This window comes from Thalassobellus sediminis (assembly GCF_044386045.1).
GTDB classification, from domain to species: Bacteria; Bacteroidota; Bacteroidia; order Flavobacteriales; family Flavobacteriaceae; genus Thalassobellus; species Thalassobellus sediminis.
In genome coordinates this window covers 1985171-2007556 of the sequence record NZ_JBISCD010000040.1, presented here as the reverse complement: position 1 = coordinate 2007556, position 22386 = coordinate 1985171, and the positions used below count along the sequence as shown (strand labels likewise).

The following is a 22386-nucleotide window of genomic DNA, read 5'->3' as shown; positions in this document are numbered from 1 at the left end:
TGATTTTACTATTTTTAGCGTTCAGTATATAAAATATGATTTTAAGAGCCGAAAATTTAATGAAGTCCTACAGCGGACGTAAAGTTGTAAAAGATGTTTCTCTTGAAGTAAAACAAGGAGAAATCGTTGGTCTTTTAGGACCTAATGGTGCTGGAAAAACAACATCCTTTTACATGATTGTTGGATTAATTAAGCCTAATGGCGGTCATATTTTTTTAGATAACACTGAAATTACTAAATACCCAATGTACAAGCGTGCACAAAATGGTATTGGTTATTTGGCTCAAGAAGCATCGGTTTTTAGAAAACTAAGTATTGAAGATAATATTTTAAGTGTCCTACAACTCACCAAACTGAGCAAAAAAGAGCAACTTCATAAAATGGAATCACTTATTGAAGAGTTTGGTTTAGGTCATATTAGAAAAAGTAGAGGCGATTTATTATCGGGTGGAGAACGTCGTCGTACTGAAATTGCTCGTGCTTTAGCAACCGATCCTAGTTTTATTTTACTTGATGAACCTTTTGCAGGTGTAGACCCTGTTGCTGTTGAAGATATTCAACGTATTGTAGCACAACTTACCAAAAAGAACATTGGTATTCTTATTACAGACCATAACGTACAAGAAACGCTTGCTATTACAGATAGAACCTATCTTATGTTTGAAGGAAGTATTCTTAAAGCTGGGAAACCTGAAGAACTGGCCAATGATGAAATGGTACGTAAAGTATATTTAGGTCAGAATTTTGAGCTGCGTAAAAAGAAAATTCGCGATTAAAATTATGATTTAATGATAATAAAAAAATTCGTTTATACTATACATTTTATTATCTACTTCGTCAAAATAAAGAATAATTGTATCCTTACTTTTAACTGATTCACAAATAACCCAATTAGTTTTCAACGTATAGATGCAGTCTTTATAATTTACTTTTAAATCACTTTTATAACCATTCTCCGAAATATCCTGACATTTTATGTTTTCAACAGTAACTATAACTGTTTTTAAACGTTCATTTACTATTCTATAATTATAAATATAATAACACAAAACACCTACTAAAAGCCCAACAAAACATTTAACTATGATTATGAGATAAGATGTTCTAACTTTATTCATAATTCTTTCAAACCTCTACTCTTATAAAGATTTTTTTTAATCAACTGCAATATATTCATGATCTCACCACAAAAACTAAAAACATTACCCCTTTCTTCTTTCTAAAAGCACCATCATCATTAATCCTAAAATAACACGTTCTTCATCATCAGAATCGATATCATTAAGTTTGGATAATTCAAATTTTCTTCCGAAGAAAGAAGGTTCTTTTTTCAACCTTACAATAGGTTTATCATTTAAATCAAGTACACTATAACTTGGATTAAAAAGATAGCCTGTAAAAAAACTTAAAACTGGAATTTCTCCAATTAAAGAGTCAAGTACTTTAACCCATGCATTATCTTCTCTAATATGATATTGAAGTTTTTGATGCTGATCTATCAACTCATACTCGGCTTTCCAAATAGATTTCCATCCTTTTCTAGCAACTTTACCTATTTCTTTACCGTCTTTATCTTTTATACTATATGCTGCAGAAAAATCAATCCATCTATCTGCTTTAATTCTATATTGTATATGTTGCTTACTTTCGTCATTATAAACTAGAACATCTTCTTTTAGTTTAAACATTTTCTGCTTTACAAAGGCTATTGTAATTCCTAAAGAATCTTTTGCCGTAAAATCGTTAGCTAGAGTACCAATATTAAATTTAAAGTTTACTGGATATTTAATGTCTTGCATATAAACTAAGGTTACTTATGAGATTCTTGAGACTGTTCTTTTAATAACTTCTTTTGATAGCGCCCTTGAACAACATCCGTAATTACCAAAATAGCTATTACGAAGTAGAAGGTTGTTTTACTCATAGATTCTATTGGCTCTCCAAATAACTTTAAATGTGCTAAATGCCCACCTTCTGTTACCAACATAATACCTACAATAAACAAAATAAATAAACCAAGTACTTCATACATTCTATTTTTAGTTAAGAATTCTGAAATTTTATCGGCTAAAAACAGCATAAGTAAACCACTAATTACAATAGCAATTGCCATAACTATAAACGCAGTTGTAGCATTATCTATTTCACTAGTTAAACCAATGGCTGCCAATATAGAATCAAAAGAAAACACAAGGTTCATTAAAACAATACTAAAAATTACTGCATTTGAAGTTTTAGCACCTTTTCCATCGTCTCCAACGGCATCACTTAAATCGTGTTTAGAAATCATATGCCAAATCTCTTTTATTGCTGTATAAATAATAAAGGCTCCTCCTGCTAATACTATTATGCTATGACCATTAAAAGCAAAACTTGCAACATCTTTAATCTCTCCTGATAAAAAAGAAAATGGATCTTGAAAAAAATCAATGATAGATACTAACACAAACAACAACACAATTCTTAAAGCAATAGCAATAAGAATCCCCACTTTTCTTACTCTTTTTCTATCAAGCTCAGGTGCTTTTTTTGATTCTAAAGAGATATATAAAAGGTTGTCAAATCCTAAAACAGCTTGTAACAAAACGAGCATAAATAGTGTAAAAATAATTTCGAGCATGATTATTATTTAGAAGTTAAATTGTCTAAAACAGACATGAATATGTATAAAACTATAATTAATGGAATAGCTGCAAATTGTAAAACTATTAACGATACCAAACATAAAATTACAAAGATGTAACGGGTAGCATTAGCTTTAAACCCCCAATCTTTAAATTTTAATGCAAATAATTTAATATTACTATTTAGTAGCCAACAGCTCAATATTGTTACACTTAGTAAAAACCATTTATTAAGAATTATGGCATTTATAACATCGCTATTTTGAAATTCTATTATTAATGGAAATGAAACTATAAGTAAAGTGTTTGCAGGGGTAGGCAAACCTTTAAAATAATTTTGCTGTTCTGTATCAATATTAAATTTAGCTAACCGGTATGCTGATGCTAAGGTAATTATTAAACCTAAAAGCGGAACAAGAGGCAATGCAAAACCTTCAGATAAATCTACTTCTCCCCAATCTGATTCTACAATTTCTAATAACTTATACATCACAATACCTGGCACTAATCCGCTAGTAACCATATCTGCAAGCGAATCTAACTGTACTCCTAACTCGCTCTGTACATTTAGTTTACGTGCTGCAAAACCATCAAAGAAATCGAAAAAAACACCTAAAAACACAAATAATGATGCAGTTATAAAATTGTTATTAACAGCAAAAAGAACAGCAATACATCCACAGAAAAGATTCAAAAGAGTTAATGCATTCGGAATATATTGCTTCATATTTTGAAATTTGTTTTTGTAAAAATAATAAACAATTTACGTCTAAAACAAGTATTAAACAATATCTATTACAATTTGAAGTTTTAAAGATTGTAAATTATGTGCATCTTTGTAAAAAAATTGCGATTGAAACCTTTTATAACGGTATTATTTTATATAATATCAATATCAATATTTAGTCAAACCGCTAGAAAATACTCTAATGAGTTTATGAATATTGGTGTTGATGCTGCAGCTCTAGGTATGAGTAGTGCTGTGACTTCTCATTCTGCCGATGTAAATTCTGGTTACTGGAACCCTGCAGGGTTACTAAAACTTGAAGACAATCAATTAGCTTTAATGCATTCTAGCTACTTTGCTAATATTGCTAATTATGATTACGCAGCTTATGCCATGCCTTTGGATGACAGAAGTGCTATTGGTGTTTCATTAATTCGCTTTGCAGTTGATGATATTTTAAATACCACACAACTTATTGATGAACAAGGTAATATTAATTACGATAGAATTAGCCTGTTCTCTACTGCCGATTACGGACTTACATTTTCTTATGCAAGAGAGCTTCCTGTTCAAGGGCTTAATTACGGTGTAAATGCGAAAGTTATTAGACGTATTATTGGGGATTTTGCATCGTCTTGGGGATTTGGTTTCGATTTAGGTATTCAGTTTGAAACTGAAAACGATTGGAAATTCGGAATCATGGCACGCGATATAACAACAACTTTTAACGCTTGGGCTATAGATGAAACAGAATTTGCTAAAGTACAAAACGCGGTAGAAGGCCAAAACCAAGAACTTCCAGAAACTACTGAAATCACCATTCCTAAATTACAAATTGGTATTTCTAAATTAGTAGATTTCAACTACGATTACACCCTTTTAACATCTGTAAATTTAAATGTAAGATTTGAAGAAAACAATGATATCATTTCATCGTCATTTGCAAGTGTTAATACTGCTTTAGGTTTTGAATTTGGCTATATAGACATGGTTTATTTACGTGCCGGTTTAGGTAACTTTCAAAATGAATTACAAATAGATAATACCGAGCAATTAAGCTTTCAACCTAGCTTTGGATTGGGGTTTAAATATAATGGCATTCAAATAGATTATGCTTTTACAGATATAGGCGATCAAAGTGTGGCTTTATATTCTAATGTATTTTCTTTAAAAGTAGATTTAAGTATCTTTCGGTAATAATTAATTATGAAAAAGACTCTTCTTGTATTATTTCTTTTATTAGTTATTAAAATAACAAATGCACAACAAAATGCATTATCTAACGAAGCTGAAATAAGTGTACTTACTATTGGACCTGGTGCTTTATTAAATGATGCGTTTGGACATAGTGCTTTTAGAATAAAAGACCCGCTAAATAATTTGGATAAAACCTATGATTATGGTCGATTCGATTTTGAAGCACCAAATTTCTACTTAAATTTTGCAAGAGGTAAATTAGATTATTCATTAGGAGCTAGTAATTATTATGACTTTCTAAGTTTTTACATAAAACAAAATCGGTCTGTTAAAGAACAAATTTTAAACTTTTCAGATGTTGAAAAACAAAAGCTTTTTAAGTTTTTAGTTAATAATTACAAACCTGAAAATAGAAATTATTTATATGAATTCTTTTTTGATAATTGTGCTACTAAAATTAAAGATGTTACCAAAATCGCAGTAAACAACACCATTGAGTTCAAACTTCCTATAAATTATGAAGAAAAAACGTTTAGATCTTTAATATATGAAAACGTTACCAGGAATTCTTGGGGAAGCATAGGTATTGATGTGGCTTTAGGATCTGTAATTGATAAAAAAGCAACTCCTGAAGAGTATATGTTTTTACCAGAAAACATATATCAATTCTTTGAAGTAGCTACAATAAACAATGGAAATACACCGCTAGTAAAAACTAGTAAAACACTTTACACTCAAAAAGAAACCATAAAAACAGATTCTTTTTTTACGAGTCCGTTATTCATTTTTGGTGTTATTGGCTTCTTTATCATCTTTATCACTTATAAAGACTATAAAAACAACAGACAAAGTAAATGGTTAGATATCACTCTGTTTAGTATTACTGGACTTATTGGCATCCTTATTTTACTCCTTTGGTTTGCTACCGACCACAAAGGCACCCACCAAAACTACAACTTACTTTGGGCTTGTGCTATTAACCTTTTTGTTATAGGTCAATTTTTCAAAAAGAGAATCAGTATTTGGTTTATAAAATACTTGAAATTATTAGTTATTCTTTTATGCTTACTAACCTTACATTGGTGCATGGGAGTACAAGTATTCGCTATTGGGTTAATACCATTATTAATAGCCTTATTTATTAGATATCTTTTTTTAATAAAACATTACAACAAACAATAATTTAATTATTGTCCTCTAAAGAAAATTATTGTACTAATTGTTTTTATAAGGATATTAATATCTAGAAAAAAGCTTTTATGTTTAATATAATATAAATCATACTGAAGTTTTAACAAGCTATCATCTACAGAAGAACCGTATCTAGTGTTTACCTGTGCCCACCCCGTTAAACCAGGTTTGATAATATGCCTAGTTTCATAAAAAGGAAGGGTTTGTGATAGTTCTCTAACAAAATAAGGTCGCTCTGGTCTTGGACCAATTAAACTCATATCACCTTTTAGAATATTTAAAAACTGAGGTACTTCATCTAATCTAGAATTTCTTAAAAACTTCCCAAAAGGTGTTATTCTAATATCATTCTTTTTTGCCCAAACGGCTCCATTCTTTTCAGCATTAGTTACCATTGTTCTAAACTTAATAATTTTAAAAAGATTACCGTTTTTACCTATACGCTCTTGATAATAAAACAGAGGTCCTGTGTTACCTATTAAATTACCTAAAAAAACAAAAGGTAATAAGATTATCCCACATAAAACTCCTAAAAAAGAAATAACAACATCAAAAAAACGGTGAAAAAATTGATACATTTTGTTTTGATTACTTCTACTAAATGGGAAATATTTATAAAAATCTTTTCCAACAAATTGTACTGGTACTCTGTAAGTCATATCTTCATAAACCTGCGTGTATTCTTTTATTGAAAAGCCGCCTTCTAATAGGGTTATAAGATCTTTATAAATTTCTTGAGTTATCGATTCTGAATTATAACTAGCAATAACAATTTCAGATATATTTTCATCTTTTATAACTTGATAAATTTGCTTAGGGTTATATTCAACTATTCCTTTAAACTTAATCTTCGCCGATTTTCTTACTTCACAATTTATAAAACCAACTATTTTATAATTAGGATCTGCACCTTTGAACGCCTTTACAATAGTTTGTATATTAGATGTTTCACCAACTATTAACACCTTTTTATAAAAACGGGGAGATACTATAAAAGTTATATAAGCTAATCGCCAAAAAAATAAAGCGCACAATATCGCAAAATAAAAATAAAGAATTTGTAATCTGTTATCGGGTAAAATAGGAGTGAAAAATGGTGTTAAAAAATAAAACAAAACAGTAACCGATGCCGTTAATATAATATTGGCTATTACTTTTTCTAATCGACTAGATTTTTGTAAATCATAAAGTTCAAAAATAGTTCCGAATAAAGATATATATAGAATTAATACAAATACCCACCTCCAGTTTTCTTTATTAATTGTAAAATAAACAAAATCAAATGTGTTACTTACAAAGTATAATACAAGAAGTATTGAAACAATATCGAATACACGCAATAACACTTTACGCTCGGAAATGTTGAAATGAATCCCTTTTTTAGACATTATCGAAGAGCTTTTTTTGAGAGACTGTAAATATAGTAAGTTAATTCAACTAAAACCAAATATCATTGCAAAACACTAAACCATTTTTGTTTAACGACTTCCCAATCATAATTTTCAACTTTTTCTCTAGCTTTTAAAACTCTTGTAATAGTATCTTCTGTATTATCAAATATATCTTTTAATGCCTTGAAAAACTCATTTATATTATTTGGATCAACTAATATGCCTTCTTTTTTATGATCTATTAAAAAAGGCATCCCACCAACAAAAGTAGAAACAATTGGTAACCCTAATGCCATAGCTTCAATTACACTTACTGGCATATTATCAAAATTTGTGGTATTAATAAAAACATTATGACTCTTAGATAAATGAATCCATTCTTTCTTAGATAGTTTACCTGTAAACTGAACATCTATATTTAATTTAAGCGCATGTTCTTTTGCTTTTTTAAGAGAACCGTCATTTTCAGGGCCAACCATACATAATGATGCTTCAAATCCTTCTTTAAGTAACAGACTTAAAACATCTATTGCCAATAATGGATTATAAATTTCTGAAAAAGAACGCACCCAAAGGAGTTTCGGTTTATCAAAAACCCTTTCTTTAAAAGAATAGTTTTTAAGTTCTATAGAATTAGGAATACATAATAAATTATTAAAGCCCTGCTTTTTAAACTCAGACTGAATATATTCTGAAGGTGTAATATTTTTGTAAGCATTATTAAATATCTTCTGGCTTAACTTTGGATTTTTTTGTAACCTCATTGGTAAATTACCTCCATGCAAAATTGGAATGTATTTTAACTTTAAAAATCGACATAACTGACTACATAAATAGGCGTAATAAAAATTTTGTGTGCTGTAAGTATCAATTAAAACATAATGTACTAACTTTCTATATTTAAAAATATGAAATAGCATATCAAGTAAGCGCAATACTTTATTATTAATTTTTGAAGCAGTTAAAACATGATAGCCTTCTAACTTTAACGATTTACTTAAAGTATCAATAGTTGTTTCTGTTTTACCTTTTTGAGATAATTGATTTCCTATATACAGGATTTTTATCATGTTTTTATATCATTTTTTTTTAATGGCCACATTAGCATCTATTTAATTACTTTTTTGGGGTATGATGATTTAGTTTTAGATGTTTCATAAGTAATATTTAATAAACAAAGTCCGTAAATAAAAGCAGGAGCAGCAATCCGCATTGCGGAATGATTAATAGTTAGTAACCAAAACAAATAAAAAGAATAAAAGAAAATATTATTTCTATTTTTAATCCTATATACTAATGGTACTAATAATAATATTAAAAAAGCAAACACACCAAACAAACCATGCTCTGCAACTATACGACTCATTTCATTATGTGATGCTGCTGCAACACCTGTTTCATCTAAACGTGCTTCTTTTACTTTACCTACACCAATACCTAAAAAAGGATTATCAACAAATTCTCCTATTTCAAAAGCTAACAAATCAGTTCTTCCTGTTGTTACATCTTCCTTTTCTCTTCCTGCAGCATCTTGATTCGCATAACGTTTATCTAAAAACCCACTAGTTTGAATAGAGCTAACCATCCAAGTAACTACCACTATCGTTAAGAAAATAAATAATGAAAATTTTATGCGAAATTTCGTTTTTAAATTAACCTTTAAATAATATATAGCTAAAAAAAAGACAATCATTATAGTGGCAGTGATAACTCCCCCTCTACTAAATGTAACCAATGCTCTAAACCCTAATAATGCAAACAATAGCAAATCGATAACTCTATAATAGAACAATTCTCTAGACATAAAAAAGCGTATTGATAACACAAATACACCTAACCCTAAAACTGTTGATACTTGATTAGGACCAAAACCTCCAGAAGCATCAAAATTAGAACCTGTACTAGTTATAATCTCTTGTAAATTTGGTGTATATAAAACCAAATATACAGCCATACTAATAAGCGGAAACAAAAAAGCTAATAATATTATTCTAATCTTATTAAAGCTTATACTCCGTTTGTAACAATAAAATGCTGAGATTCCTAAACAAATAGGCCCACTTAAATTAAAAGCAATAGCTCTTCTAATATCCGATTCAAATCCCATTTGAGTTACCGCAACAAAAATTCCAGGTATTAGTAGTAATATATAAATCAAATAAATTATGGCTTGATTTGAAAAGCTATTACTTAACAATCCTAAAACAACAAATACAATAACTAAATATTTACTTGCTTCATAAAATACTGTACCACCATTCATCCTTAAAAAAACTTCAATTCCAACTATGTAGGCACATGCTAATAGCACATAAAAGGTTTTATTCTTTTTAGATGTCATTAATATTTTATAACTAAAAAAAACAGTAATAAACAGAAAATAAGCTAAAGCCAAAGGCTTAAATACAAAAACACCAATAGCTAAAACTATATGAAAAACAAGAAGTTTATAGTACAGAGACAACTTCATAGTTGATGCTTTTTGTAAATTTCTATCATTGAATTTAATATTGTTAATTGAGAAAAAGATGCATTAACCTTTGCTTGTAAACATTGTCCAGACTCAAGTCTTAAATCAGTATTATTGATATATTTAAACAAAGCATTTACTAAAGCATCAGTATTATTTGAAGGAATTAAAATACCTTCTACATCATTAGAAATTACTTTATTGCAATCTCCCACATTCGTAGCTATAGTTGCTAATCCTGCTAAGCCATATTCTAATAACGACAAAGGTAAACCTTCTGATTTTGAAGCCAAAACACCTATATCACTCTGGTTTAAAATATTAGAAATATCCGAACAACTTCCATAAACATATACATTGTTTTCTAAGCTATTATCTTTTATAAAATTTTTAATATTTAACGAATACTCATCTTTAAAATCATGTCCCACTATATGTAGCGTCCAATTCTTATTTGTATTCCAGACAACTTTAAAAGCCTTTAAAAGATTTATATGGTCTTTTTGGGGTCTTAAATTTGCTAAACAAATAATTCTTTTACTTTTTTCCCCGTTTAAATTTGTTAAGACACCTTTATTATTATTAACTGGGAAATTGGATAAATAATTAACCGATTTACAATAAAGCATTTCTTTAGACCATCTTTCTAACTTCGAATTAACTACAAAAATATGACTAAACAATTTTGAACAACATTTTAGAACAAATTTCGGACGTTTATCTAGAAACTCACTTTCCCCATAATGATCATGCCATATAACTACAAGCTTTGGAAGCACTATTTTAATAATAATTGCTAAAAAAAAAGAGCTAGAATGTGCATGGAGTATTTCAATTTTTTTTTCTACAATAAAATTTCTTAATTTGTATATGGCTCTAATATCTATCGTTTTTGTTTTATTTAAAAACAAGTATCCTACCTTACTTACAATACTTTCTTTTAATATACCTTCTTGTCGTGTAGTACACAAAAATGATTTATCTATTTTATTAGACAATCCATTTGCTAAATTTACAGCTACTCGCTCTGCCCCTCCTGCATGTAATGAATCTATTAATTGTAAAACCCTCATGAATGCATTAACAATTTAGAAATTTCTTCCTCAAAAAGATCTAAGGTATAACTTTGCGACCAATTTGAAGCCTTTATCGACATGGTTTCTAACAATGAAAAATCACTTAAAACCTTAGCAATATTAGCTAATGCTTCTGGGAATTCTGGTTCAACTAAAATACCTCTATCACCATAACCTAACATATTTGGCACACAAGAAATTCTGGTTCCAATTGGTATCACTCCAAAAAACATGGCTTCTGCAATCGCTTTTGGCCAGCCTTCAGATTTTGATGGTAATATTGAAAAATGGGCTGTTTTTAATGCCGATTTAATAATTTCTTTTGTTTGATTTCCATGTAAAATAACAAAATTTTCTAATTTATTAATCGTAATGTAATTCTGCAATGCCTCTCTTAAAACACCATCTCCAAATAAATCTAGAACAACTTCTTTTCCTTGTTTGTTTAGTGCTTCAATAACTTGAATGGCTAATAACGGACGTTTTCCTTCTACTAAACTCCCCGCGAAAACAAATCTTAATTTTCCTGAATAATCTCTTATTATCGGTTTTTCAATTTCAGAATTTGTATAAGTTGCTGTAAAAAAGGATTTGATATTTTTAGTTTGATTTTTCCAATTGCCATACACCAAAACTTGCATGTTTTTTGTTAAAAACGTATTACTTAAAATTCGTTTTTGAACTTTATAACTTAATGGTTGCTTTGCTTTAGGTTCCCAATTACCAGCATATTTAGCCGTTTTTATTTTATTTGGAAAACCTATTTGAACCAAACAGCCTAATAACCCTATATTTCCTGGGCATCGCAAATGAATATGATCTGCTTTACGACAAGCTTTAAAAATTTTAAAAATAATTTTTGGAAGTTTAATTACAGATAAAAAAACATTTTTAACAGATGTAAATTCGATAGCAGAAATATCTGTTAGCACCATTTTTGGGTGCTTATATGCCATGTCTATTTTAGAAACTTCTACACTTTCTAGTGGCGCTATAACTTCAACCTCATCAACATATTTTAACCATATATTCATTTCACGAACATAAGGTGCGTAACTAAATACAGCAGCATCTTTAGTTTTATGTAAGGCATGAGATATAATTAAAAACTTCATTTTTCTATTTTCGGTGCCTTAAAGATAAGCGAAAACCAACCAACAATACGTCCTAAACTTTCTGTAAAAGCTTCTTTTCTATTTGAAGTTGTTACTATATTAACAAGTCTAATTTTAGTAAGTAATACTACAGTAGCGTGCCATTTTAATCTGGCTTTAATTGAAGGAGTTGGATGTTTTATACGCCAAACATACCAACCATTTCTAACAACCATTTTCCCGTAGTTATATTTATTAGGACGTCCAGATCCGTCATGATAATGAGCTAATTGAGCATTTGTATTCACATAAAGCTTTCCAATTTTTGCTAACCTTAAAGAAAAATCGGCATCTTCATATAATCCGTAACCTTCAAAATAAGTTGAAAATTTAAAAGTATTGAAAATTTCTTTTCTATAAGAAGCAACCCCCCCCATAATTTGCTCTACCTCATATATCTTTCCTGATGGAGGCAAAAAACTAATAGAGCGCCCATGAGAAAACGTGGGCATAAATCCAGGGGCAACGTCTGGCAACAAACTAAATATACGCCTTATTTTAAATCGTGACGGTTCTTCCCGCATCCAACCATCATAATAAAACTTTGATCTATTATTTTTTTCATCAGATTTCACCCAATTAATTTCATTGACAATATATCCTCCTACTGCTAAGGCTTCTGTTTTTTTTGAATACGTTTTTATTAAGGCTTCAAAATAATTTGAATCTAAAACAATATCATCATCTAAAAAACAAACTATTTCTGATGTTTCTGAAACTAAATTAATCCCAAAATTACGCTGTTTGGTTAATCCTCTATTTAGTTCATCAACCTTTTTATATTTTAAATTTTTAAAAGAATTTTCATTTAAAACCAATTTAGTTTCATTATTGGTTGATCCATCAATTATTAAAACTTCATTAGGATACAAGGTTTGCTCCTTAACCGACTGCAACAACTTGAGCAGAGGTTTTGGACGCATGTAAGTACATATAATTAGTGAAAAGTTCATCCTTATTTTGTTCGTTTTCCTAAAGCTATTAATTTTTTAGCATAAAAGATTGACTTATTAAATTGCAAAATCCTCATTGGAAATTTCAATATTCTTATTGGGAGTTCTATTAATTTAGCCTTAGTAAAATAAAACACAAAATACTTGATTTTATATTCTTTACGCTGTCTTTCATCAAAATGCTTAAATAGCTGATACATAATTGTTGGGCTTGGTGTAGGTACAATATGTTTAACTGGTGTATTTAACTCCCAAGGTTGCTTTTTTCTTTCATTACCTTTTATTCCTGCTTGTTTTCCCCAAAAACGATACCCTCCAATAGGTGGCTTTAAATGTAAATTAACAGAAAACGGATTATGTAAAACCGTGACACCTAGTTTTGTAATGGATAAGCCAAAATCGCTATCTTCACCATAACCGCCATCATAATTAATATCGTTACCTACTAAAATATCTACAACACTTTTAGAAACACAAGAATTAGCATTACTAAAAGATTGTGCTGCTCCAACTTTCCATCGTTTTTCTCCTAAAACTTCTAATTTTTTATCTAAATCTTCTAAAGTTTGTTGTTGATGGTCTGCCCTTATATCTAATCCATTACAAGCTTCAGCATTATAGGTTTGTAAAAACTTAATATGATTTTCAATAAACTGTGGTTGAATTCTAATATCATCATCACCAAAAACAATATAATCTCCTGTACATAATTCTATAGCTTCATTTCTTGCTCTACAACTTCCTTTAGTGGTTTGCCATTTAAAAGTTACATTAAAAGAATAATTAAATGCATTGTATAACGATACATCTCTTGATACTTCTGGAGTAGCATCAACAACAATCACTTCAAAAGGTTTGTAAGTTTGATTTTCTAAATCATTTAAAAGATTTAAAGTAAAATCTTGACGCATCATGGTAGGAATAATATAACTTACTTTGGGGCTATTTTGAATTGATTTTAGTATTCTTGGTTTAAGTAATACAGTCTTTTCTTTAAAATGAAAGTTATTTTTAACGAACCAAAAACTCATAAACTCTTTTGGCTTCCAGATACCTCGTCGTAAAAGCATATATATACTTTGTGAACGTTTAAAATTTTTGATATAAAATGTATAAACATCTTTTGTTGAAATAGTAATAGTTTCAACACTTTCATCAAACAACCCTTTTATATATAAAGGAACTACTCCTTGATAGCGTAGAGTATTAAACCCAAAATCTAGAGCAGCTGTTTGAAGACTTTCATAATCTAAATCAAAGCCTCCAAAGTTTTCCCAAACCTGTTTTCTTATTACAAAAGCATTAGGGTTAATTCTCCAACTAACAGCCTTTTCTACATCATCTATATCTTTAGCATACCAGAAAAACACAACTGTTTGATAAATAATTTCTTGAAATATATTTTTATAACCTTGATCTAAGCTACTATGCCAAATATCGCCTTCACCTATAGCTAATGCATCAAGTAATTTAAAATTTGGATTACCATGATAAAATAAAACGTCTCCGTTAAATGCGATATATTCTTTTAATTGTATCAATATTTAAGTATGGTTTTATAAAATTCTACAGATCTTTTGGCTACCATATCATGACTGAATTTTTCTTTAACTTTTTTTCGTGCTGCTAGACCAAATTGATTTTGTTTTTCATCATCATCTAGCAATTCTAAAATACGTTCTGCATATTGTTTATGCTGTTTTGGATGCACTAAAAAACCTTCTTTACCATCATCAATCATCTCATTTGCCCAACCTATATTTGATGCAACAATAGCTTTTTCCATAGCCATGGCTTCTAGCCAAGATACGGGTAAAGCTTCGGCAAAAGTAGGAAACACACAAACTGTGACGTCTTGAATTAAATCTTGAATTTTCGAATAATCTACAGCTCCTAAATACGTCACGCTTTTAATTGACTGTGCATTAAACAAAGGTTGCATTAATTGCCAAGTAGAAGATGAATTTGTTTTTACATCTCTACTATCTTTACCAACAAGAATCAATTTCACCTGAGTATTGACTTTATGAACTAAATTAAAAATTTCAGGTAACTCCAGAAGTCCTTTTTTCCTAATAAGCGTTCCAAAATAGAGAATACTCATTTTTTTTGTCTGTTTCTTTTTCGGTTGAAACATCGATGCATCTATACTATTAGGAATTACAGTGAATTCTCTATTTAAACTCAACAGTTTATTAGTTACATTTCCTGTAAAAGCACTAACACTGATTATACCATCTGCTTTTTTAAGCGCCCGTTTTTCAAGAAACTTATTTTTAAATTTTACTTTTCTATTATCTAAATGACAAAAATAAGTGTCACTTCCATTTTCTCTAATAACCAATGGGCATTTTGGATTTACAAATGCTGTAAAACCTGTCCAATCTGGAGCTTCAACAATATCTATCTTACCAGAATCATATAACGAATTAATAAATCGCTCTACTTTTTTTTGAGTAAGAATGAGAGATAATCCTTTTACTTTTATGTTTTTTATTTTATAAAAATGAATATTATTTTCTATAAAATAGTCATCTTCTTTTTGTCTATAAACAAGAATACTTATTTCATGACCTAAAGCAGAAAGTGCTTTTGATAAATTTAGAATACTGGTTCCTATACCACCTGCACTTCCTGTTTTCGGGTGTGGATATTCTGGTGTTAAAAATGCTATTTTCATGTCCTTAAAAGTTTCAAGTGCTCCTCCACCATTCTATTTATTGAAAACTCATTTTCTATTAAAGGTCTTGTATTACCCGAAATACACTTTTCTCCTTTAATTGTTTCTGCTAACAAATTAGACAAAACCTTAGTGTTTTTAGTTTCAAATATAAATCCATTTTCATTATTTGTTACAACTTCGGTATTACCTCCTACTGGTGTTGTTATTACAGGAATATTAGCCGCTAAACTTTCTAAAATAGACAAACTAAAACATTCCATGTGTGTGGGTTGAATCATATAATCATATTCTTTATACAACGCCTTTAAATTAGAATGGCTGCCTTTAAAATTAAAAACAGAATCTAGATTATATGTTTTTATTAACGTTATTAATTCCTTCCTATAGGGACCATCTCCATAAACATCTATCTTTAAATCATTTTTTAAATTCTCCGACAATAAATTAACAGCTTGTATTAAATCTTGTATCCCTTTTGAAAACCTTAAATGAGAAACTACTAAAAACTCTGGATTCTCTTTTTTTCTTGCTGTTGTTTTAAGAATAATATCGTCTATTAAAACGCCATTGTAAATAGTCTGAGTTTTGGGTTTTAAAAAGCTTCCGAAATCATGTAAAATGGCCTGACTTGTATAATTTGAAACACCAATAAACAAATCAATATATTTTGAATACAAAAACCCCTTTAGTTTCTTTTTTAACTGTTTTTTTAGCGGATAACCTGCTAATGGTCTTGGATTATGATCTACCGCTATAACTTTAGCTTTTTGGTGTTTTCTAATATCTGCAAAAAAAGAAGTACATAATTCCACAAAATGAGTTACAATATTTGAATATTGAACCTTTTGTTCTTTTATATATGAAATAAATCCTTGTTCTAAAGTATCTCTTTTACAAGATATTATATTAAAGGTATTGTAATCTCCATACATAGCTGTATTAGGGAAAAACCAATCTACATGTATATTTTGCTTTTTACATGATGTGTTGAAAGCCCAGAAAAAATAATCCATCCCTCCCACGCGATCTTCAAGAAGTTCGTAGTTACATATTACTGCTATGTGTTTTGGTTTTAAATCCATTCTTTTAAACACCTCACTAATTTACTACTAGTCTCTTCTAAAGGCACACCTACTTGTTGAGTTATAAAGTTTTTCCTGTTTTCGGAATCTGTATCTTTTTTTAAATAGTTTGAAATAGCAATCAATAATTCATCTTTATTTTTTACAACTTTAGATGATTTACTATTAACTAAATGCTGAATATGAGCATATCCTAAAAAACGCTGATCGTTATACAAACCATTTGTAGCATTTCCGAAAATAGGATTAATTACCGACTTATCAAACAACATAAAATCTAAACTCATGGTAGAAAGCATATTTATATTTAAGTCTGAATACTCTAAAAGTGCTCTTAATTGCTTAACATCTTCAACTGTTGGAATACGTTGTGACCAAGATTCTTGATGATTTGCTCGTACTTGCTTCCATTTTGGAAAATTCCATTTTATAAAAGAAAAGTTTTCAACTAAAGATTGAAAACGTATTGGGTCTTCGGCCGGAGACGTTCTAACAATAAAATTAACCTGCTCTATTTTATTATTTTTAATAGCATTTGCAATGGTTTCAATATACAATTCATCATTCTTACTCGTAGAAATATCACCACAACTAAAACAAATGGTTTTTAATTTACTATCTAAATTAAATTCTGAATTAAAATCTTGCTTCAACACTTTATATTCAGGCATAACATAAGGCACAAATTGAGGTGTGCCCACAACTTTAATTTGTTGTTCTTTTATTGCTTTATAAAACTGAAGTAAATCTTGTTTCATTAAGTCGCTCCAAACTAAATAATAGTCAAAATTTGAAGCCATCCTTCCTTTAGAAGCTAAATTATCCCAACTAAAAATAAAGGCAGATGTTTTTAGTTTAATTTGCTTTGCTGCATAAACTAAAGGCGTAATATATGGTGGACGCTGATGTGTAAAAAACAACATACTAAACTGTTCTTTTTTTAAAACAGCATGATAGTTTTTAGTGATTTTATGATTTTTAAACGTGAAGTTTTGCAGTATCTGAAACTGTTGAATATTATTTTCTGAATGAAACAAAGAAGTTAGCTTATATATAAAGCGTGTTGCATAACCTCTAGTTGTTTTCAGTTTTGAATCGTTTGTCTTTAAATTATCTTGAATGCCTAAATTACCTTTTTTATGTAATTTAAGATGTGCTATTTCTTTAGTCTTTCTAAAAAACCAAGTTTTAAACCTTTCTTCAAACACATCTAATTCTATAACTCGAATGCTTGTGTTATCCTTATAAACATCTTTTGGCAAGCATGATAAAATGACTACCTCATCAAACGTTTCTTCTGCATATTTTAGAAAATTGCTTAAAATAAAATTTCTAAAACCAACACCATCTGTAATTACTAAACCTAATTTTTTCATTACAATTCCTTAAATTGTTTTTGATGATTCGTGTTCCAAAACGATTCTAATTCTAATGCTTTTAAAAATCCTTCAGCACTATTACCTGTTCCAAATTCAGATATTTCTTGAGGTTCAATATTTTTCACCTGTTCTATCCCATTCAGTATATCTTCTTCATTATAATCGGTATTAATTATAGAATTAGAAAACGCTCTGTTATTTTGTCGTGTTCCAATATTTATAGTGGAAATCCCATAATAAGGAGCTTCTCTAACACCTGCACTACTATTACCTATAATAAAGTTGGAATGTTTTAATAAGGTTAAAAAATATTCAAATCGTACTGATGGAAATACTCTAAAATTTGGATGCTTAAGTAACACTTGGTATGCATCTAAAATGGTTTGACTTCCTAAATCATTATTCGGATAAATAACTACATAATTTTTGTTGCTATGTATTAAAGCATTTACAAATTCACTAGCATAATTTTCCATTTGATTATGTTCTGTTGTAACTGGATGAAACATAGCAACTGCATAATCATTAAAAGATATATTATAATACGTTTTTACGGTTTGTAAATCAGGTAAATTATTAGAAAACATAATATCTACATCAGGAGAACCTATACTATAAATAGATTCTGGCAGTTCTCCCATTTGCTCTAACAATAATTTAGCTTTATTATTAGCAACAAAATGGATATGACTCATTTTACTGGTGGCATGTCTCAATAATTCATCTATTGTTCCAGACAATTCACCGCCTTCTACATGTGCAACTAAAATATTATTTAAACTCCCTACAATAGCTCCTGCTAGGGCTTCTACTCGATCGCCATGAATCACAATTAAATCGGGTTGGACTTTTTGAATAAATTTTGAAAATCCTGAGATGGTTTTAGCCAAGGTTAAATCCATGGTAGCTTCATCGGTATCATTTCTAAATGTTGAAATGTTTTTAAAACCACACCGCTCTACTTCTATAAGTGTGTACCCATAGTTTTCTAGCAGATGCATGCCTGTAACAAAAATATGGGCTTCAAAATTGTTGTGATTTTCAACAACTTGGATGAGTGATTTCATTTTACCAAAATCGGCTCTTGTACCTGTAAGAAATGCTATTTTTTTTATTCTATTCAATATCTTCCCAAATTAATTGCTCATCATTATTAATACTTCGAGTAGCCCTCTTTCCTAGAATATTTTCAAATTTTTCAGCTAGAATCTCACCTGTTCCAGGACGTTTTACCCAAATATTATCTTTTGTAAATAAATCGCCTTTTTCAATATTTGAAATACTACACACCGTAGCAAATGCAAAATCAATAGTTACCTGTTCTTCTTTGGCTGGTTCTTTTTTACCACCTCGCATTAAAGCTATTTCTTTACTACTCATAATAAGATTTTTACAAGTGGCCTCATCCATACTACAAACAATATCTGGTCCTTGACGTTCCATATGGTCTGTAAAATGACGTTCTAAAATAGAGGCACCTAATGCGACTGCTCCTAAACAAGCATTATTATTTAAGGTATGATCACTTAGTCCAAAAACTTTATCAGGAAAGGCTTCATGCAATTCCATCAGAGCCCCAAAACGTACTAAATGGCTTGGAGTTGGATATAAATTAGTGGTATGAAGTAAAGCTACCGGCACATGATGTCTGTCAAAAATTGCCACTGCTTTTTTTACACTCCCAATGGTGTTCATTCCTGTACTTAAAATAACAGGTTTCCCAAATTGAGCAATATGTTCTAATAACGGATAATTATTACATTCTCCTGAACCTATCTTATACGCAGATACGTTAAATCTATTTAAACGTTCGGCGGCAGCTCTAGAAAATGGTGTAGATATAAAAATCATGCCTTTACTTTCAACATAATTTTTTAATTCTAATTCGTCGGCTTCATTAAGAGCACAGCGTTCCATGATGTCGTAAATAGACACATCGGCATTACCCGGAATCACTTGTTTAGCAACACTACTCATTTCGTCTTCGACAATATGTGTTTGGTGTTTTACAACCTCAACACCTGCTCTGTGAGCGGCATCCACCATTTCTTTTGCCACTTTTAAAGAGCCTTCATGGTTTATACCTATTTCTGCAATTACTAATGGCGGATAATCTTGACCTATTTTACGTCCTGCTATTTCTATAAATGGGTTATTCATTAATAAATTCTTTTAATATAAATTGAGCATATACAAAATCATCTTCTGTATCAATATCAACATTTTCAAAAGGATGCTCTACAACAAACGGAAAATTATTATTTCCTAAAATTTTATCTTCAAAAATAAGTTTTGCTTTTGTAATATACAGCAATCCGTTTTCATAATATAAGGGTTCTAAATCTTGACTACGTTGTCCCATAGTATAATTAAATGGGATAAAAGTATTTTCAGATATTTTTCCTAGTTTATGATGATTTCTAGTAACTGTCATAATACTATCATAATCTCCGCTAATAAATTTAGTAAACACATCATTTAATAATGCTTTAGGACGTAACGGATTTGTAGGCTGTAATAACACCACATTTTCAATAGCATTATCATTAATAGTTTCTAAAACATGTTTTAAAGCGGTTACAGTAGGTTCTAAATCACCTGATAAATCATTGGGTCTATCAATAACTAAGGCACCGTATTTTAAAGCTATTTGTTTTATATCATTATTATCTGTGGACACATAAATAGCATCAATACAATCAAATTGTTTTGCATAGTTAATACTGTGAACCAACAACGGAATGCCTCCTAACAACTTTATGTTTTTATTTGGTAATCGTTTTGAGTTTCCTCTTGCGGGTATGATGGCTATGGTTTTCAAATTAATTACTTTCTTCCTATTATTTTTTTAATGAATTTCTTAATGTTTTTTAATGACAACTTATAATAATATTGTGTGTGTTTTAAAAATTTAAAATATGTTCCTTTTATTATTAAATTAATATACTTTACACCTAACGACTCTGTTTTTGAATTAAAAGCTAACCACCTGTCTGGAAAATAATCTTTATCGTTATTTGATGCTCTAAATTTACCTCTAAAATTTTGAATAGGTCTAATAATTTTTGAGTCTTGTCTTTCTCCCAACCAAGCTAACCACCAAGAAAATGTAGAATTACTTATTACAAAGTCTTTACATAACGTACCTAGAGCAAGTTGTTCAATTGCAGGAGTATTATCTATAAAAACTGTGTTTTTTAAAAATTTAAAATGTTTTTTGCAATAATTAATATCATCACTCGTAAAAATCAAGGTTCTTTCTTTCCAATCTGGAAAATTTTTAATGATCCCTAAAAAATAATATTTATAATCTAATTGATAATAATACGGGTGATTAACAAAATCGCCACGCCTTACCGATATTAATATATTCCTTTTAGAAAGAACTTCACTATATTTAGTTTTAACTTTATTAATAATTTCTTGCTTGAATTTAAAACAGCTATTAACTGCTTCTACATCAAAATACTTTTCAGATTGAAACCAACCATTTAAGTTATAATTCCCATCAGGTAATTCAACCTTGTTATAACAATATTCATTTTCTTTTATGAGTTGATAATCTAACTTTTCATCATATAAAGGAAAATTGAAGTCGAAATAAGCAGCATATTCCCATTTTGGAAAAGTAAATTCATGTCTATTCTTGTTAGCTATTCCAATAGTTGAGGCTACTTGAAATAGTTGATTTCCGAAATTCCCTTTTATTCCTAAATTTGAAAAGACTAACATAATTACTTAAATTTATTTTGCCTTACTTTATTAGATAATTCATTGTTATCTCCTTTGTAAATAAATATCATATTATGATAAAAATGCATTGCAACAATATGCTTATCATAATACGATTTTTGGTAATTATCAATAATAAACTCTTCATTGTTTAAACAATCAATTAGCGATTTAAAAAAACCATATATAGTTTCCTTGTTATTAAAATTCACTGAGTCTCCTCCATAATCTTTCCAGTATGATGTTTGCGTATCTTCTACAACATAAACACCTCCTTTTTTAAGTTTAGGGAAAAGGTATTTAAAGCTTTCAATAACATGTTCATTTATATGACTTCCATCATCAATAATAAGGTCAATATCTCCAATCTCATTAGTCACTTCATTTAAAAATTCAAAATCTACTTGACTTCCTTTAAAAATTTTGATTCTTTTTTCTTGAAGAAATGATTTATCATATATATCTAAAGCAAATATTTTAGAAAACGGAAAATACGATTTCCACATTCTTAAAGAATTACCTCCTATAAATGGATCTTCATAACCTCCAACGCCTATTTCTAAAATATTATTTCTTTTAAATTTATACTTTTTAAAGTGATTTTGATAATGAGGTGTGTAAAAATGATACCCAAACTTATCAGTTTTATGTGTTACTGCTATTTTAGACAAATTAAATGAGTAAAAGAAAGCTTTAAAAAACCTTAATTTATATTTAATTTTCAGCT

The 22386-nt window shown here is 29.3% G+C and carries 22 protein-coding genes; 3 read left to right on the top strand and 19 right to left on the bottom strand.

The genetic code is table 11. The features are described 5' to 3' along the window. Positions 1-35 precede the first annotated feature (35 nt). Positions 36-776, top strand: a complete 741-nt coding sequence (gene lptB / locus ACH5TW_RS15380) for an LPS export ABC transporter ATP-binding protein (RefSeq protein ID WP_439337385.1) — start codon at positions 36-38, stop codon at positions 774-776. Between the two features lie 9 nt (positions 777-785). Here the strand turns inward: lptB and ACH5TW_RS15375 are convergent, their stop codons facing one another. The 4 genes from ACH5TW_RS15375 to ACH5TW_RS15360 all read right to left on the bottom strand — a co-directional run bounded on the left by ACH5TW_RS15375 (position 786) and on the right by ACH5TW_RS15360 (position 3351). Next, positions 786-1118, bottom strand: a complete 333-nt coding sequence (locus ACH5TW_RS15375; RefSeq protein ID WP_439337384.1) for a hypothetical protein — start codon at positions 1116-1118, stop codon at positions 786-788. An 84-nt stretch (positions 1119-1202) separates the two neighbouring features. Then, positions 1203-1799, bottom strand: a complete 597-nt coding sequence (locus ACH5TW_RS15370; protein WP_439337383.1) for an LURP-one-related family protein — start codon at positions 1797-1799, stop codon at positions 1203-1205. Positions 1800-1810: 11 nt separating this feature from the next. Next, positions 1811-2620, bottom strand: coding sequence for a TerC family protein (locus tag ACH5TW_RS15365; protein ID WP_439337382.1), 810 nt, complete (start codon positions 2618-2620; stop codon positions 1811-1813). 5 nt (positions 2621-2625) lie between these two features. Further along, complete coding sequence (locus tag ACH5TW_RS15360; RefSeq protein WP_439337381.1) at positions 2626-3351, bottom strand: CDP-alcohol phosphatidyltransferase family protein; 726 nt, start codon at positions 3349-3351, stop codon at positions 2626-2628. Positions 3352-3477: 126 nt separating this feature from the next. Between ACH5TW_RS15360 and ACH5TW_RS15355 the strand changes: the two genes are divergently transcribed. Beyond that, positions 3478-4548 (top strand): putative type IX sorting system protein PorV2, encoded by a 1071-nt coding sequence (locus tag ACH5TW_RS15355; protein ID WP_500691799.1) that lies wholly within the window; start codon positions 3478-3480, stop codon positions 4546-4548. Between the two features lie 9 nt (positions 4549-4557). After that, the gene (locus ACH5TW_RS15350) at positions 4558-5730 is read left to right on the top strand and encodes a lipoprotein N-acyltransferase Lnb domain-containing protein (RefSeq protein ID WP_439337380.1); all 1173 of its coding nucleotides are present in this window, start codon (positions 4558-4560) and stop codon (positions 5728-5730) included. Positions 5731-5735: 5 nt separating this feature from the next. Here the strand turns inward: ACH5TW_RS15350 and ACH5TW_RS15345 are convergent, their stop codons facing one another. The 15 genes from ACH5TW_RS15345 to ACH5TW_RS15275 all read right to left on the bottom strand — a co-directional run bounded on the left by ACH5TW_RS15345 (position 5736) and on the right by ACH5TW_RS15275 (position 22330). Next, positions 5736-7127, bottom strand: coding sequence for a sugar transferase (locus ACH5TW_RS15345; protein ID WP_439337379.1), 1392 nt, complete (start codon positions 7125-7127; stop codon positions 5736-5738). A 62-nt stretch (positions 7128-7189) separates the two neighbouring features. Next, positions 7190-8200: a glycosyltransferase family 4 protein gene (locus ACH5TW_RS15340; protein ID WP_439337378.1), complete on the bottom strand. Its 1011-nt coding sequence runs from the start codon at positions 8198-8200 to the stop codon at positions 7190-7192. A 38-nt stretch (positions 8201-8238) separates the two neighbouring features. Next, positions 8239-9600 carry an O-antigen ligase family protein gene (locus tag ACH5TW_RS15335; protein ID WP_439337377.1) on the bottom strand — a complete coding sequence of 454 codons (1362 nt, stop codon included), beginning with the start codon at positions 9598-9600 and terminating at the stop codon, positions 8239-8241. Continuing rightward, complete coding sequence (locus ACH5TW_RS15330) at positions 9597-10673, bottom strand: glycosyltransferase (protein ID WP_439337376.1); 1077 nt, start codon at positions 10671-10673, stop codon at positions 9597-9599. The genes ACH5TW_RS15335 and ACH5TW_RS15330 overlap by 4 nt, the downstream gene beginning before the upstream one ends. Next, positions 10670-11791, bottom strand: a complete 1122-nt coding sequence (locus ACH5TW_RS15325) for a glycosyltransferase family 4 protein (protein WP_439337375.1) — start codon at positions 11789-11791, stop codon at positions 10670-10672. The genes ACH5TW_RS15330 and ACH5TW_RS15325 overlap by 4 nt, the downstream gene beginning before the upstream one ends. Next, on the bottom strand, positions 11788-12783 hold the full coding sequence (locus ACH5TW_RS15320) for a glycosyltransferase family 2 protein (protein ID WP_439337374.1): 996 nt from the start codon (positions 12781-12783) through the stop codon (positions 11788-11790). Before ACH5TW_RS15320 ends, ACH5TW_RS15325 begins: the two co-directional genes overlap by 4 nt. A 2-nt stretch (positions 12784-12785) precedes the next feature. After that, positions 12786-14324: a glycosyltransferase family 2 protein gene (locus tag ACH5TW_RS15315; RefSeq protein WP_439337373.1), complete on the bottom strand. Its 1539-nt coding sequence runs from the start codon at positions 14322-14324 to the stop codon at positions 12786-12788. Next, positions 14321-15463 carry a glycosyltransferase family 4 protein gene (locus tag ACH5TW_RS15310; protein WP_439337372.1) on the bottom strand — a complete coding sequence of 381 codons (1143 nt, stop codon included), beginning with the start codon at positions 15461-15463 and terminating at the stop codon, positions 14321-14323. Before ACH5TW_RS15310 ends, ACH5TW_RS15315 begins: the two co-directional genes overlap by 4 nt. Continuing rightward, positions 15460-16548, bottom strand: coding sequence for a glycosyltransferase family 4 protein (locus tag ACH5TW_RS15305; protein ID WP_439337371.1), 1089 nt, complete (start codon positions 16546-16548; stop codon positions 15460-15462). The genes ACH5TW_RS15310 and ACH5TW_RS15305 overlap by 4 nt, the downstream gene beginning before the upstream one ends. Continuing rightward, positions 16539-17924 carry a hypothetical protein gene (locus ACH5TW_RS15300; protein WP_439337370.1) on the bottom strand — a complete coding sequence of 462 codons (1386 nt, stop codon included), beginning with the start codon at positions 17922-17924 and terminating at the stop codon, positions 16539-16541. The genes ACH5TW_RS15305 and ACH5TW_RS15300 overlap by 10 nt, the downstream gene beginning before the upstream one ends. Further along, on the bottom strand, positions 17924-19042 hold the full coding sequence (gene neuC / locus ACH5TW_RS15295) for a UDP-N-acetylglucosamine 2-epimerase (RefSeq protein WP_439337521.1): 1119 nt from the start codon (positions 19040-19042) through the stop codon (positions 17924-17926). The genes ACH5TW_RS15300 and neuC overlap by 1 nt, the downstream gene beginning before the upstream one ends. Before the next feature lies 1 nt (position 19043). Next, positions 19044-20087, bottom strand: coding sequence for an N-acetylneuraminate synthase family protein (locus tag ACH5TW_RS15290; protein WP_439337369.1), 1044 nt, complete (start codon positions 20085-20087; stop codon positions 19044-19046). Further along, positions 20080-20748 (bottom strand): acylneuraminate cytidylyltransferase family protein, encoded by a 669-nt coding sequence (locus ACH5TW_RS15285; protein WP_439337368.1) that lies wholly within the window; start codon positions 20746-20748, stop codon positions 20080-20082. Before ACH5TW_RS15285 ends, ACH5TW_RS15290 begins: the two co-directional genes overlap by 8 nt. 5 nt (positions 20749-20753) lie before the next feature. Beyond that, complete coding sequence (locus tag ACH5TW_RS15280; RefSeq protein ID WP_439337367.1) at positions 20754-21659, bottom strand: alpha-1,2-fucosyltransferase; 906 nt, start codon at positions 21657-21659, stop codon at positions 20754-20756. A 2-nt stretch (positions 21660-21661) separates the two neighbouring features. Beyond that, the gene (locus ACH5TW_RS15275) at positions 21662-22330 is read right to left on the bottom strand and encodes a class I SAM-dependent methyltransferase (RefSeq protein ID WP_439337366.1); all 669 of its coding nucleotides are present in this window, start codon (positions 22328-22330) and stop codon (positions 21662-21664) included. Positions 22331-22386 lie beyond the last annotated feature (56 nt).